This is a genomic window from Crateriforma conspicua, from assembly GCF_007752935.1.
Lineage (GTDB): Bacteria > Planctomycetota > Planctomycetia > Pirellulales > Pirellulaceae > Crateriforma > Crateriforma conspicua.
In genome coordinates, this window is sequence record NZ_CP036319.1 from 5,944,888 (window position 1) to 5,958,934 (window position 14,047).

10 protein-coding genes are annotated in these 14,047 nt (G+C 57.5%); 4 read left to right on the forward strand and 6 right to left on the reverse strand.

The genetic code is table 11. The annotated features are described in order from the left end of the window. Positions 1-278: 278 nt before the first annotated feature. The 3 genes from Mal65_RS21785 to Mal65_RS21795 form a co-directional block, all read right to left on the reverse strand. Positions 279-1,457 carry a DUF3500 domain-containing protein gene (locus tag Mal65_RS21785; protein WP_196784366.1) on the reverse strand — a complete coding sequence of 393 codons (1,179 nt, stop codon included), beginning with the start codon at positions 1,455-1,457 and terminating at the stop codon, positions 279-281. A 272-nt stretch (positions 1,458-1,729) separates the two neighbouring features. Beyond that, a complete protein-coding gene (locus Mal65_RS21790; protein WP_165701449.1) occupies positions 1,730-2,602 on the reverse strand; it encodes an EF-hand domain-containing protein in 873 nt (290 codons plus the stop codon). A 216-nt stretch (positions 2,603-2,818) separates the two neighbouring features. Continuing rightward, positions 2,819-4,132: a Gfo/Idh/MocA family protein gene (locus Mal65_RS21795; RefSeq protein WP_145302577.1), complete on the reverse strand. Its 1,314-nt coding sequence runs from the start codon at positions 4,130-4,132 to the stop codon at positions 2,819-2,821. A 170-nt stretch (positions 4,133-4,302) separates the two neighbouring features. Here Mal65_RS21795 and Mal65_RS21800 point away from each other — a divergent pair, with 170 nt between their 5' ends. Next, positions 4,303-5,700 carry an NTP/NDP exchange transporter gene (locus Mal65_RS21800; protein WP_145302579.1) on the forward strand — a complete coding sequence of 466 codons (1,398 nt, stop codon included), beginning with the start codon at positions 4,303-4,305 and terminating at the stop codon, positions 5,698-5,700. Positions 5,701-5,704: 4 nt separating this feature from the next. On the opposite strand, the gene Mal65_RS21805 is transcribed toward Mal65_RS21800, so the two are convergent. Next, the gene (locus Mal65_RS21805; RefSeq protein WP_145302582.1) at positions 5,705-7,099 is read right to left on the reverse strand and encodes a hypothetical protein; all 1,395 of its coding nucleotides are present in this window, start codon (positions 7,097-7,099) and stop codon (positions 5,705-5,707) included. A gap of 137 nt (positions 7,100-7,236) precedes the next feature. Between Mal65_RS21805 and Mal65_RS21810 the strand changes: the two genes are divergently transcribed. The 3 genes from Mal65_RS21810 (at position 7,237) to Mal65_RS21820 (ending at position 11,183) form a co-directional block, all read left to right on the forward strand. After that, positions 7,237-8,937: an SPFH domain-containing protein gene (locus tag Mal65_RS21810; RefSeq protein ID WP_145302585.1), complete on the forward strand. Its 1,701-nt coding sequence runs from the start codon at positions 7,237-7,239 to the stop codon at positions 8,935-8,937. An 8-nt stretch (positions 8,938-8,945) separates the two neighbouring features. Beyond that, positions 8,946-10,517, forward strand: coding sequence for an SPFH domain-containing protein (locus tag Mal65_RS21815; RefSeq protein WP_196784367.1), 1,572 nt, complete (start codon positions 8,946-8,948; stop codon positions 10,515-10,517). A gap of 249 nt (positions 10,518-10,766) precedes the next feature. Then, positions 10,767-11,183, forward strand: a complete 417-nt coding sequence (locus Mal65_RS21820; protein ID WP_196784368.1) for a thioredoxin family protein — start codon at positions 10,767-10,769, stop codon at positions 11,181-11,183. 46 nt (positions 11,184-11,229) lie between these two features. On the opposite strand, the gene Mal65_RS21825 is transcribed toward Mal65_RS21820, so the two are convergent. Beyond that, a complete protein-coding gene (locus Mal65_RS21825; protein ID WP_145302591.1) occupies positions 11,230-13,026 on the reverse strand; it encodes an endo-1,4-beta-xylanase in 1,797 nt (598 codons plus the stop codon). Positions 13,027-13,254: 228 nt separating this feature from the next. Beyond that, positions 13,255-13,884, reverse strand: a complete 630-nt coding sequence (locus Mal65_RS21830; RefSeq protein WP_145302593.1) for a DUF6655 family protein — start codon at positions 13,882-13,884, stop codon at positions 13,255-13,257. Positions 13,885-14,047 lie beyond the last annotated feature (163 nt).

Here is a 14,047-nt window from a genome sequence, read left to right on the forward strand (position 1 = left end):
GGCCGGCCGCCAGGTAGGGCCACGCGGAAGACGCAGCGACGGCGTTGGGGGAAAGAGGGAGCCCCGCGGGTACCCGAGTATAGTTGACCGACCGGATCCGCGTCATAACACCGCACACGATTCCGGAACCGACAGATGCGGCAACGCCGGCAAGATCTATCTTGCATCAACCCACGGACGTGCGAATCCACCAAACGCTGGATCATCCGTCCCCGGAATCCGCGCCGGGTCGCCCCCAGCCAGCATTGATCATGCGTCCACCGTCGTCACGCGGCAGATCATTCGCCGTGATGATGCGAATGGTAGTGCTGGCGCAACAGATCTTTTTCGTAATCGTTGCCGTTGGGTGTTCGCAGAACCGCGTGAATGTGATCACGAGTGGGGCGATCGCTGCGGAACGGTGCGACACGACGTTGATGATCAAACTCGATCAGAACAACAGGGCTTTGGATGCGATAATAGAAAACGCTGTCCGCCTTGGTGTCGCCGATCCACGCAAAGTACGTTTGGTCCAGGTGCGACCTGACTTCATCCATTTTGATTTCGGCATGCCCGTCGCGCATGTTCCCAACAAAAGACTGGACGACTTCGATCAACAGGTCGCGTTGCTTTTGATCCAACTTGGAAGCTTCGATGCCGGCATAATCAATGTTCACGTTGTCGCGATACGCTTGGGCCAATGCATTGTTTCCCGGCTTGGCTCGTGACAAGATCGCTTTGGATTGCTGGTCCGCATCTAAGGCTTGAATCAATTGCAATGCTTTGTCTTGCTGTTCTTGCAAGACGACCGTACCGGCAAACTCACCACTGACCGCATGCACCGGTTCGCTGCCGACAAAGACAGGCGACATCACGACTTGGTCGCCCAGAACAAAGTAGTTGATGATCAGGTGGTGCCCATCGATCTGCCATCCCCACGGTTCCGTTTCCGATGGTTTACCCATGATGGTGATCCAATACAGCCAGCGACCATATTCGTCATAGTTGTCAGCCAACTCCGCCAGCGTTCCGTTCAGCTTCATGATGTCCTTGGACAACTTCAGACCTTTGGCGCTCAAACTGGCCTGCAACAACCCGAACGCATGATCGCGCTGGCGGTCGTCCATTTCATCAAAGCCGACACCTTGCCGCTTGGGAAAGTGCCGGTTGTCCCATTGCCGCCATTCCGCATCGTCCACCGGGAAGACCGTTTTTTCACGTTGCTGATCGGTCAACGACGCCAAGAACGCATCGGCCGCTTCGACCACGGGCTTCGTGCTGACACCGGTGGATTCGATTTTGAACACGCCGGGTTGGATCTCTCCGCCTGCGGTGACACCGCGAAACGGTTCATCCACCGCTGAGTTGCCACCGCCGCGCATCGGTCGGCGACGACCTTGCTGGGAATACGCGGTGACAGCGATCCCGACAAGACAGACGACCAGCAAACCGAAAGCAAAGACATGACGAATTTTCACGGCAAACCTTTTTGATCCAGAACGAACGACCGAGGCAACAAACACACGGTGCCCATCGTGGGCAAACGCCAGATTAAGGCACGGCCGACCCCGGCGGGCATTTTCTTTGCGAAAAGACGAGTGTGATGCAACGCAATGTGGTCAATTGCCGGCCGTCGATTGTCGGGATCCGCGATGGCTGCCGCCCAATCGGGTTGAAACATCTCGTGGTGAAACGAAGTTGCTTTGCCGATGCATCGCAGCGTCTTACAGTCACTTCGATACGGCGTTGATCAGTTGGGACGTTGTGGTCGACCACCCGCACGGCCGCCTTGTCCGCGAGGTCCACCGGGTCCGCCTTCGCCACCAGGCCCTTGTCCACCGGGCCCGCGACGCATCAGCTGTTCGGCTGCCTTGGCCAATTCACCGGCGTCCAGCTTTCCGTCGCCATCGGCATCAAACTCCATCGCCTCGCGTACGAACTGATCGGGGCTGGGAGGTCCACCGCGTTCGCCACCGGGACCGCCTGCTCCTGGGCCCCCCGGTCCTGGGCCCCCCGGTCCTGGGCCCCCCGGTCCTGGGCCACGGCCGCCGCGATTTCCGGGACCGGCTCCCGCCGACGCCTTGTCCAACTCATCCTTGTCCAGCACGCCGTCCTTATTAGCGTCATAGCGATCCAGCGCCATTTGCATGCGAGCCGGCAATTCGTCTTTGCTGACTTTGCCGTCACCATTTTCATCAAAACTCATGATACGGCTGACGAACCCGCCACCATCCCCACGCCCGTCGGCCCCACGTCCGCCACGGCCTTCGCCGCCACGACCTTCGGGGCCACCGGCATAGCGCTGGTGCATCGGATCAAATTCGTCATTGGACAGCCGACCGTCGCCATTACGATCCAACTTTTTCAGTGCGTCGCTGGCCTTTTGAATCTCCGCACCGGAAATGACATGATCGCCATCGGTGTCCAAAGCTTCGGCAATCGCATTGGGTGGCGGCCCGCCGGGACCACCAAAGTCGGGTCCGCCACGGCCGGGGCCACCAAAACCTTGGCCGCCGAAACCAGGGCCACCTTGGCCACGTCCGCCGGGCGGCTGTGCTTGGATCGCGGAAGTGACAAGAACCGCCAACGCGGATGCCATGACAATGGGCAGGGTGAATTTCACGACAAGGATCTCCTGGTTTCGAAATGCTGAATCACCGTGGATCGGCGACGGACTGATTCCGCCGGCCGAATCTTCCCCGATAGCAAAGATGGAAAAGTCGGGTCTTTTCGAGGCAACGACCGGCGAAAGCGTCGACCATCGTCTCGTCATCGATTCATGCGTCGAAACCCGGAGGTCCGGGCCAAGGTTCAGCGACTTTTTCTAGTCCTGGCTTGGTCAGACTTCCCACCCGGATCGATAGGTCTTGCTGATGTACTGATTCGCCTGGGAATCATTGGTCACCTTCAAATTCGCCGCGTCCCACTGGATCGCCCCGCCCGTCCGATAAGCAACATTGCCCAACAACACCGTTTCAGTCAGCGGACCGGAATAGTCAAAGTTGCATGTGGTGGGCGTGCCGTCCTTGCATGCCTTGATCCATTCCGCATGGTGACCAATCGAATCGGGGATCGACGGCTCGGGGGGCTGGAAATCGGCGAACTTGTCTTCCGGCAACAACTGGTACTGACCATAGGTGGCCACCATTTTTCCTTCGGTACCGACAAACAGGACGCCGGAGCCGGGTACCGCATGGCCATCGATTTCTTTCGGCGCATGGTTTCCGTCGTACCAGATCAACTCCAGCGGCCCGTGCTGATCGCTGGCAGCAAATTGATACTTCACCGTCAAACCCAGCGGGCAAGTTTCCGGGTGCGGCGGTTCGCCTTCGGCCTGGATATTTTCAGGATACTTCAGCCCCAATGCCCAAAACGGCAAATCCATGTAGTGACATCCCATGTCACCCAAGGTGCCTTGACCGAATTCCCACCAACGTCGCCACTGGGCCGGATGATATTGACCTTTGGCATAGGGACGCTTCGCAGCGGGGCCGATCCACAGGTCCCAATCCAATTGCGGCGGAACCGGGTCGGCGGTCGAGGGCAATTCACCGCCGCCCCAAGCTTTATTGACCCAAACATGCACTTGGGTAACATCACCGATCGCGCCACTGCGGATGATCTCCACCACGCGTCGATAGTTTGCACCAGCGTGAATCTGCGTTCCCATTTGCGTCGCGACACCTTTGTGCCGCGCCGCGTTGGTGATCTTGCGTGCTTCGGCCACGGTGTGCGTCAACGGTTTTTCGCAGTAGCAATGCAGACCGGATTCGATCGCGCGGATCGTGGCGGGTGCGTGATGATGGTCACTCGCCCCGATGACGATCGCGTCGGCTTTATCCGCCATCGCGTCAATCATCTCTCGATAATCTCGAAAGGCCACGGCGTTGGGGAAATCCGCGTGTGCTTTGTCCAAGTAGTTTTGGTCGACATCACACAGCCCGACGATTTCCTGGTCGCGGACTTCGCGAATGTTGGCCGCTGCCCGGTTCGCGGTGCCCACGCAAAGCAAACGCAAACGCTGTCCGGCGGACCTGGATTCTTCGGCGGCAACCTGTCCCCACACCCCGCCCGCGATCATCCCGCCTGCCATGGCGGACAGCATGTCACGGCGATCGATCGGTGACGTCATTGAATGAATCGGTTTGGTCATCGGTGGGACTCCAGGGCGGGCAGAAATGGACACCCGCAGTTTATCCCCATCGGCGTCATCGTTGTTTCGCTGTCACGACCAGACGACGGTGAGGTGCGATGGGCCACCCCAGAAGCCACGTCAATGCCGGGCACAGGGCGCCTTGGTGGCTTTGGTGTAAAACGTCATCCATGACATCCCGTGATTCGCAAAGTGAACCGACGCCTCCCGCCCCCGGGGCAACACCCCAAACCGGTGGGATGATGGGACCCTGGCGTTCGCGGATTCACGTCGGCGAAGGTGCCAGCGTGGCTTGGGCGACGACATGGTTCTTTTTCATCCTGCTTAGCTATTCCATCGTGCGACCACTTCGCGAAACGATGGGAGCGATCGTTGGCCCAAACGGCTTGCAAGGTCTGATGCTGATCACCTTTGGGGTCATGCTGGTGGCTGTTCCCGCTTATGCCGCCTTGGTCGCTCGACTTCCCCGACGCTGGGTCGTCCGGATCGTCTTTCACTTCTTTTGTGTTTGTCTGCTTCTTTTCGCTATCGGGTTACAGTCCAGCAGCGAAACGCTTCGATCCTGGACCGCTTGGGTCTTCTTCATTTGGGTGAACGTCTTCGCCTTGGTTGCGACCAGTGTTTTTTGGTCGGTGTTGGCCGACTTGTTTTCGAATCGACAGGGCAAGCGTCTGTTTGGAATGATCGCCGCAGGTGGCACCGTCGGCGCGATCACGGGTTCCCTTTTGACCAGTCAGCTTGCAGCGTCCACGTCGACCAGCTTGATCCTTTTGTTGCCTCTGGCGGCGATCCAGTGTGGTTTGTGGTGCGCGTGGCGACTGGAAAAACAGACGGATCGTTTGCACCGCTCGGATCCCGATCGCGAACAGCATCGCGACGACGGACGTCCCACCGGCGGCGGTCTGTTGACGGGCATTGCGCGGGTGCTTATGTCTGGATATCTGGCATCGATCTGCGGCTTCTTGGTGTTGATCCAAGCCGGCGGAACGATGCTGTATTTTCAGCAAGCGGAAATCGTAGCGCAACAGGTGGCCGACGACGGCCAGAAAACGCAATTGTTCGCTTACATCGATCTGGGTACACAAACGCTGACGCTGCTGTTGCAGATCGTTTTCGCCGGTCCGATCTTACGCCGTCTCGGGGTCAGCGTGGCCTTGGTGTTATTGCCGCTGGTTTACGGGCTCGGCTTTTCCGCCTTGGCGGTGTCGCAAACGCTGCCGATCCTGGTGGTCACGATGATTGCCTGTCGTTCGACCGCCTATGGAATCGCGGTTCCCGCCCGCGAAGTGCTTTTCACCGTGGTCAGCCGCGAAGACAAATATAAATCGAAGAACTTCATCGACACGGTGGTGCTGCGAGGAGGCGACGCGCTGACCGGGCAAATCTTCGGTTCGCTTCGAAACTTTGCCGGCCTCGGCTTGGCAACGTTGAACATCTGTGCCATTCCGATCGCAATCGGATGGGGCGTGCTGGCATGGAATCTGGGCCGGCAACAACGGCGTCTGGCACAACAAGCCAATGCCAGCGGTGGCGACGTGTCAGCACCGGACGATAAAGAATCACGCTAGCGGTTCAGCCCCAGGTCAATTGTGATCGTCCAACCGGAAGATCCACGCAAACGATCAGATTGCCGCGTTCAGAACAGTACGATCCTGGCCGCAGCGTGCGCCGATCGGTGACACGATCCAGTGGCTGCTTCCGATCACCAAACCAAAACCGATCTGCGTCCACGCCGTCCAACTGAACGGTGAAGTCGCCCGTCGCATGAACGGCGTCGAACTGATAGCCACTTTGAAGGGGCCGGATGGTCGTGCATTGCTTGGCCGCCCAGTACGACGCGATCTCGCTGACCTTCATCCAGTGAATCTGATCACCGTAGTGTTCCGCTAGCGAAAGAACGTTTCGCTGAAACGCCTGGAAACCCGACTTCGTTCCGTTGCAGTACATCCCCGGCCAGTGGCACAGCATCACCGCAGGTTGCCGCCGCTGGATCAGTTCTGCCATCCGGCCGGACTGTCCATCGCGTGTCACGTAACGGTCCGGTTCCGATTCACCGTCACCTTGCCAACCGCCATACCAATCCCCCGTGCCCGCGGGAACGTTGACGGTGACGTTCGACATATCTCCATCGGCACCGACAAACTCCAGCTCCGGTTCAGTGCTTTGTTCGCCCTGACGCACGTACTTGAAGTAGTGCGGTAGGGATGCACCATAAACATCACGCACGGCTTGGTGGGTTGCGATCGGCAACTTTTGCTTCACGCGATTGCCAAAACCGCCCGGCGTTGTGATTCCCTGACAAGGCAGATCGCAGTTTTTTAGGATCCGAAGTGCGTAAGCCAAATACTCCGTCAAGTGATCCACGCTGACATCGTTCTGCGGAAACGAGTTTTCCATCGTCCCGTCATTGATCGCTTCGATCGGACGTCCGGTTCGAAGATCAAGCACGCGGGTGTGAGAAATCATTTCTGGGTGAATGTCCCAGTTCGGCAACATCAGCGTGCGAACCAAATCCAAGCTGTCGCGCAACTGTCGTCGGGACCAACCGGGCAACATTCGATCCATCCAACCGACACAAGCGGGGTAGGGCACCACGCTGTACTTTCCCTTCACCCCATGTTCGGCACACCATTGCCCAAACTCGCGAACAAAGTCGTCGGGAATCTCCGCCGGCCAAGTTCGCCAGGGTTTCTGGTATTCCGCGCGCCCCGGCCATGCGGTTGCAAATTGCGGCGTACAGAAATAGCCCATGTTCACCAGGCAAGTCGAGTCATCAATGATGAACGACACGGGCACTCGGTCCCTCGGCAACAAGACCTGCGCGGCGGTCGACTGCACCGTATCAGCGGCGGGCGAATCGGCCTGCGTCTGTCCCGATGCGGCCAAACACGTTGCCGCGGATGCCGCAATAAAACCGCGACGATCCGTGCGACCGTTCCGAGTCAGCGTCAAACGCGAAGCGTTCATCCGAAGTTCTCCTGGTGGGTCAGACGATTTTTTGCCAGCGGCGCGCCCCGAGGTGCTAGCCTTTCCTGCCCAATGGCAGGGGGCATCCTGTCCAGCGTTTCGCACGTACCGTTCACGCGCCAACCACAGAGCATACCGTGTCCAACAAATTTGATGATTTTGAGGACTCTCGATCCGAACAAGGACTCCGACGTCTGCTGAACCCGGCGAACCTGGGCAGCGCGGCTGTTCTTATTGCTGGAGGACTGATCGGGCTGGCGGCCTGGGTCTTTTTGTTCTGCCGAATCGAAGTCCCCAGTCGACATATCGCCGTCTTGACCAAAAAGACCGGCGACGACCTGACCAATGAAACGGAAATCGTCAGTGCCGCCGACTTCGGGAAGTTCAAAGGCATCCAAGAAAAGGTGCTGACCGAAGGACGCTATTTTTACAACCCATGGAACTGGGATTGGGATGTCGTTCCGCAGGTGGAGATTCCTGAGAATCGCTTGGGCGTTCGCATTCGCTTGTATGGCGACGATCTGGGTTACGGCAATTTGATTGCCGATACGGATTCGAAAAAGGGCATTTCAACCGAAGTCCTGCGTCCGGGACGTTATCCGATCAACGGCGTCGTCTACGAAGCCGGCAGGGAGCCCGATCCGTTTCGTGACAACTACATCGAACTGATCGAATTGCACGAACCTGTGGTTATCCCGGCCGGATTCAAAGGCGTGGTCACGCTTTTGTCTGCACCACTTGCCGATGACCCCAACCAACTGATCGTTGAAACAGGCCGCCGCGGTGTTCAACAGAAGACACTGGATCCCGGTGTTTACTACATCAACCCGTACGTCCAACGTGTTTCTCTGGTCGACTGCCGCAGCCAGCGGTTCAACCTCAGCACCGGCGGCGAAATGGGCTTTCCCAGTCGAGACGGATTCTGGGTCAAACTGGACGGCCGAATCGAATTTCGCGTCAATCCCGATCGGGCCGCCGAAGTCTTTGTGACTTACAACGATTCGGACAACGACGACGGCTTGGACGCACGAGTCGAACAGGAAATCATCCAGAAAATCATTCTGCCCAATGCCCGTTCGTTCTGCCGACTTCGCGGTAGTGATAACTCCGGCCGCGATTTCATCTTGGGCGAAAAGCGTTTGCAGTTTCAAAAGGATTTCCAAAAGGAACTGGAGCAAACCTGTGAGCAACAGGGAATTGAAATCGTCCAAGCGTTGATCACACGTATCAGCCCGCCGCAACAGATCGCTTTGCCCGTGCGTGAACGTCAAATCGCCGTTCAGCAGGCGGCCCAGTATCAAAAAGAAATCGAGCAACAGGCCAGCGAACAACAGTTGCGAATGGAACAAGAACTGGTCAAACGCAAGGAGGTTTTGGTCGAAGCAGATCGAGAGGTCGTGACGCTGACCACCGAAGCCCAGCGACAACAGGACGTCGCCGTGATCGAAGCCAACCAACGCAAGAAGGTTGCCGAAACGGAATTGTCAGCCGCCAATGACCAAGCCGAAGCCGTCCGAGCACGCGGGGTCGCGGCGGCCGACGTGATCAAGTTTGGCAACGAAGCAGAAGCGGCCGGCTGGGCCAAGGCCGTGGAAGCCTACGGTGGCAGCGGCGACGAATACGCACGCTGGGTGATGCTTCGCAAGATGGCCCCCGCGTTCCGCAAGATGATGGTCAACACGGCGGACAGCCCGCTGATGAACATCTTTGACGAATTCAACCAGATCCCCGAATCGGCGGCCACGGAATCGGACAGTGCCGTTACTCGCGACACTCCATCGAACCAACCGTCCAATCAACGCGACGAAACTCTGACCAAAGCCGGAGAAGACCAGTGAATTTTCGCATGGCAAAATCCTCCATCGGATTGATCTTTAGCAGCTTGTGGGTCGTGCTGGGATTGTTCCTTGCATTCCAGTGGTTCGTCTGCCGCAAATATGTCCCCGAGGGCCATAGCTTGCTGCTGCGTTACAAAGGCCCCCTTTTGTTACCAGCCAATGAACCGGAGCCGGGTCGATTGTCACGTGGCAACGAAGTCGGTGTGCATGAGCAGATGCGTGGCCCCGGCCGCCACTTTTTCAACCCGATCTACTGGGAACGACGAGTCGTTCCGGACATCGTCATCGGGCCTGGTGAAATTGGTGTGGTGACCAGCAAAATTGGTGAACCGTTGCCGCCGGGTGAATTCCTGGTCGACGGTGATCTGCAGGGCGAAAATCGAGCCCGACATCAGGGCATCTTGCGCAAGGTGTTCGGACCTGGTCGCTATCGCGCCAATCCGTACGCCTACGAGTTCAAGATTGTCGAAACGGAGATCACCAACTTCAGCAGCCAGGAAAAAATCAGTGGCTGGGTGGAAATCCCGACTGGTTTTGTTGGCGTCGTCACGATGCAAGCCGGCAATCAGGCACTGGGCATCAGCCCGGGCACCCAGGACAAGGTTCTGCAGCCGGGTCTGTATCCGATCAATCCTCGTGAACAGCAGATTGACGTCATCAAAGTGGGATACACCGAAGCCAGCATCCAGGTCGAAAAGAAGCTGGACGGCCAAGGCAATTCTCTTTATGACGAACAGGGTGAACCACTGGCCATTGCGGACACGGGTATCAATTTCCCCAGTAACGATGGCTTTGACATCCAACTGGACTTCAGTGCGATCTGGGGCGTCATGCCCGAAAACGCTCCAGAAATTGTGCGTCTGTTCGGGAACATCGAAGCCGTTCGCCAGAAGGTGATCGAACCGCAAAGCGAAAGCATCTGCCGGAACAACGGGTCGAAGATGGGAGCGGTTGAATTGTTGGTGGGCGAATCACGCGAAGCGTTTCAAACTGCCGTCAGCGATGAGTTCAAAAACGTCTTGGACGACAAACATATCTCGCTGCTGTACGGGCTGGTGCGTCACATCTATATCCCCCAGAACGTCCGCGCACCGATCCAGAAGGGCTACGTTTCCGAAGAACTTCGTCTGACTCGTGACGAAGAAACCAAGACGGCACGCATCGAAGCCAATTTGCGGGAAGCCGAACGAAAGGTGGAACTGGAAGCCGAAAGGATCCGAGTCGAAACCGAACGCTTGAAAGCCAGCGTGATGGCCGAGGGTGAAAAGAAGGCACGTGAAATCGAAGCGGAAACCAAACAGTTGGTCGCCGCCATCGATCGGGAAACCGCCGACTTGGACGCCCAGAAGACGGTCGTCCTGGGGCGTGCCGATGCCGAGGCCGAACAGATGTCCAAAGAGGCCGAAGCCGACAAGTTCCGATTGGCGGTCGAAGCGTTTGGTTCGCCCACCGCGTACAACAAATGGCAATTTGCCGAAGAATTGCCGGAAGCCCTGGATCTGCAGCTGTTCTATGCCGGCGAAGGAACGCTGTGGACCGATTTGAAGGGCGTCCAGCCCACACTGCCTTTGAAAAAATAGGGATCGCGGACACACCCATCGTCTCCGCAGCGGTTGAAAATCGCCGCAGCCACGGACAGACGCGGCCGCTATAGTGGGACCACGATGTGCAAGACGGCGATTCCGGACGAATCGCCCGTCGGCCCGTGACGGTAGACTCGGACGCTCGGTCATTCCATTGACAGGGCGTTTGACGTCCGCCTTAAGCCTTCAATCCTTGATGTCCGGTTCGGGCATCTTTCCCTGGCCCTGTTCGGCAAGACTGTTTCCATGAGATCCGTTCTGACCACCATTGCTTTGTCGTCACTGATCATCGCTCCCGTTGCCATGATGGCCGGATGCAATTCAGAAACAGCGGTGGTGGAAATGGACGACGAAACGACCATCACCCCTGACGCATTTGAAGCCACCGTGAACCAGGACCAACTGGTTTTGGTGAAGTTCGGGGCTCCCTGGTGCGGCCCCTGCCGGATGATCGACGAAGAATTGCCCAAACTGGCCGGTGGCATGGGTTCGGACTTGGAAATCCTGCGAATCAACGTCGACAACAACCCCGACTTGGCAAGCGAATACGGCGCCACATCAATTCCGAAGATGGTGCTGTTTCGTAACGGTTCGGTCGTCAGCGATCGCGTCGGTTACATGTCGGCCGGCGAATTAGAATCCTGGATCAGCAACGTCCAGTAAGCTCCGTCCCCGTCAATGGCGGGCCGCATCGCTTTCCCGCCCGACTCTATTTCGCCTGGCCGGTTTGTTCCGGTTCGTCCAGGACAATTCTGGCCTCTTGATCGGCCGTCACTGTAAAACGCCCGACGACACTTCGCGCCGATGTTTTCGTCCGGACTGTCACCTCGTGGTCGCCGTGAAAAACGCGAGCAACGCATTCGCCTGTGGCATCGGTCACGGCCGTTTCATCGGTCCACCAACGATCCAACACCAGTTTTTGCCAGACCTTTCCGTTGGGCTTGATCGTCCAATTGGTGCGGTACATCGCGCCGCGGGGCCGCCACATGTCGCCTTCCCAAAAACCCCATGTCGTCAGTCCCGTCGTGGACGGGTGCGCAAAAATCGCCGTCATGAAGTCCTCGGTGAACTCAGCCTGAGTCACCTCGTCATCGGTGTCCACGTCGAATTCGGTGACTTCGATTGGTAAACCAAAATCGTCCAACCGATCCAAGACCTCCCAAATCTGCTGCGGCGTCAAAAGACTTTCGGTGAAGTGCCCCTGAACGCCGATGCCTTCGACGGCACCACCGTCGGCCAGGATCTGCTTGATCCTACGAATGTACTGGTCCAGGTATTCCTGACGCTTGGCTCCGCCGGTCAACAAGCCGTACTCATTGATGAACCAGCGGACGTCGGGACGCCGACGATTCGCGAGATTGAAGACTTCGGCATAAAACTTGTTGCCTAAAACGTCCCCGACCAATTCATCGTCACGCAATTCATTGATGGCGTCCCAGACAAAACACTTCAGATGCCGTGTCTCGTCCAGGGCATCTTCCATTGCCGTGACCACTTGCTTTCGAAACAGTGAAGCATCCTTGCGATTGGCGACGACGCGTTTCGGGATGTAGCGGGGATACAGCAACAGGTGCGTCTTCAGTTCCAAATCCGTCGACGCCGCCCAGCGAGCAACGGCATTGCTTCGATCCAAGCCCTCAGGAGAATCCGTTCCCCAGTCCGCCCAGTAACGTGGCAGGGTCACGCGATTGAAGTTGCGCAGGGTTTCACGGCGAAAGCGTTGCCCGGCATCGTCGTTGCGATTGGGCACATCACCAACAAACGTGCCAAACGCATAGGCATGTTTTTGTTGGCGAATCGTCACCGCGCAGTCGGGAACAGGGTTCCCAAGGGTATCGGTCACTCGGATACGAAGATCACTTTGGCGGTGCCGGCGAATCCGATCGTCGGCCATCTGCTTCCACGTCAGGTCCGCAAAACGGCCAGGATAAAACAGCTTTTGTTTTGGCAACAATGCATCGGGCGTCTGGCCGTGACGACGAAACTTCAGGTCGCGAATTTCTAATCGCTGTTGATGAGCGGCCAGTTGCAGTGAGGCGCGGAACTGATCGGCCGGAAAGTCCTGTTCGGCGCGAAAGTTGATCGCAAAATCATGCCAGACATTCGGCACCGCCAAAGTTCGAAATCCATTGTTCGCTTGGATCGCACGCCAAGGATCGTCTTTGGAAACCGTCACATGGATGGTCCCGGAATTCTGATTGCCGGCGTCAACCGTTCGCGCTGAAAAGCAAACCGAAAAAGCATCACCTTTGCGAATGGGCCGACCGATCATGGGCGACTGCAATTGAATCGCCCAGGCGTCCTGTCCGTCAAGCGGCGAATCCACTTCTAAAACCCCGCCGGATCGCAGCACACGGCCTCCGTTGGGCCGAACGACTGTGGCAAAGGTGTCTGGACCGGCAATCAGTGCCGAATCTTGAGCGGATACCGACAACGGCCAGCTGGAAAACAGAACCAGCACCGAAATCCAAGCATGCAAACGCGTGCGGAAAACCCAAGAGAACATAGTCGTGCTCGGCAACCAGAAAGATGCGGATCAACGCGGACGGTCGGAGACATCCCATTGAAGTCCACAATCACCTGCGACGCCATGGTGCGACGATGCGGTGCTTCCTTTCGTCCATCTGCGTGGCCGCCGGCTTGCTCGATCCAAGGACAATGTCGTGGCTTGACCGCCATTGCGAACGAGATTAACCCGCCTGAACCCACCACATTTGTGGGTGCGAACACCGGCTCAGCGACGAATGGATGACCATGGCAGCCACCCCAAACGTGCTCGATCGATTCGATTGGCGGAATGCTGAATGGTGCCAGAATAATACGGACCGGTTCCCAAGCACTTGCGATACTCTTGGTACCCGTCGGCACGCATCATCCCGGAATGCCAAATGGCGGCACCACCTTCTTTTTCCCAGGCGAACATCGATAGCTTGGCGACGCCGTATTGGGTGCCGCGGATGCAAAGATGGACATCGGGCAACGCATCCACATCGGTGATGCCGATGTCGTCGTACTGCGAATCCGTGCCGAATGCGGCCAAGCCCGCTTCCACGACAACGTCCGCGTCGTCTCTGGAATCTACCAAACGAACGCCCTGGGAAATCATCTTTTCCCGAATGCGATACGTGACATACCCGTCCTTTTCAGCGCCAAGTGACCGGGTATCCAAGTAGCAACGGCGCCCCAGAAGAGGCTGGAAGTCAAACGAGCAGACAACCGAATCCACCGATGAACTGAGCAACAATTGCTGTGATCCGGTTGCCGACGTATTGGTGCTGTGAACGATCGAACGACAACCACCACAAGATGCGACCGACAGCAACAGCGGCAAGATCAACCATCGACGTCGTCTTGGTGATGCCATTCCAATCTCCAACCCTGTTCGGTCGCTCCGGCGGCGCGGCCGGTCGAACATCATCGTTCCGATGCGATCGTCCACACTGAACAGGCGTCGCCCATCGCCCTATCACCGGCCCCATCCATAGGGCCGCCGTTACAGGCAACTTCGGTCGCATCGATCCGATCAT

What these genes read in the sequence shown, in the direction of transcription:
- Mal65_RS21795 (WP_145302577.1), bottom strand. Translation starts at nt 4,132, where the DNA reads ATGACCAAACCGATTCATTCAATGACGTCACCGATCGATCGCCGTGAC.
- Mal65_RS21800 (WP_145302579.1), top strand. Translation starts at nt 4,303, where the DNA reads ATGACATCCCGTGATTCGCAAAGTGAACCGACGCCTCCCGCCCCCGGG.
- Mal65_RS21805 (WP_145302582.1), bottom strand. Translation starts at nt 7,099, where the DNA reads ATGAACGCTTCGCGTTTGACGCTGACTCGGAACGGTCGCACGGATCGT.
- Mal65_RS21815 (WP_196784367.1), top strand. Translation starts at nt 8,946, where the DNA reads ATGGCAAAATCCTCCATCGGATTGATCTTTAGCAGCTTGTGGGTCGTG.
- Mal65_RS21820 (WP_196784368.1), top strand. Translation starts at nt 10,767, where the DNA reads ATGAGATCCGTTCTGACCACCATTGCTTTGTCGTCACTGATCATCGCT.
- Mal65_RS21825 (WP_145302591.1), bottom strand. Translation starts at nt 13,026, where the DNA reads ATGTTCTCTTGGGTTTTCCGCACGCGTTTGCATGCTTGGATTTCGGTG.
- Mal65_RS21830 (WP_145302593.1), bottom strand. Translation starts at nt 13,884, where the DNA reads ATGGCATCACCAAGACGACGTCGATGGTTGATCTTGCCGCTGTTGCTG.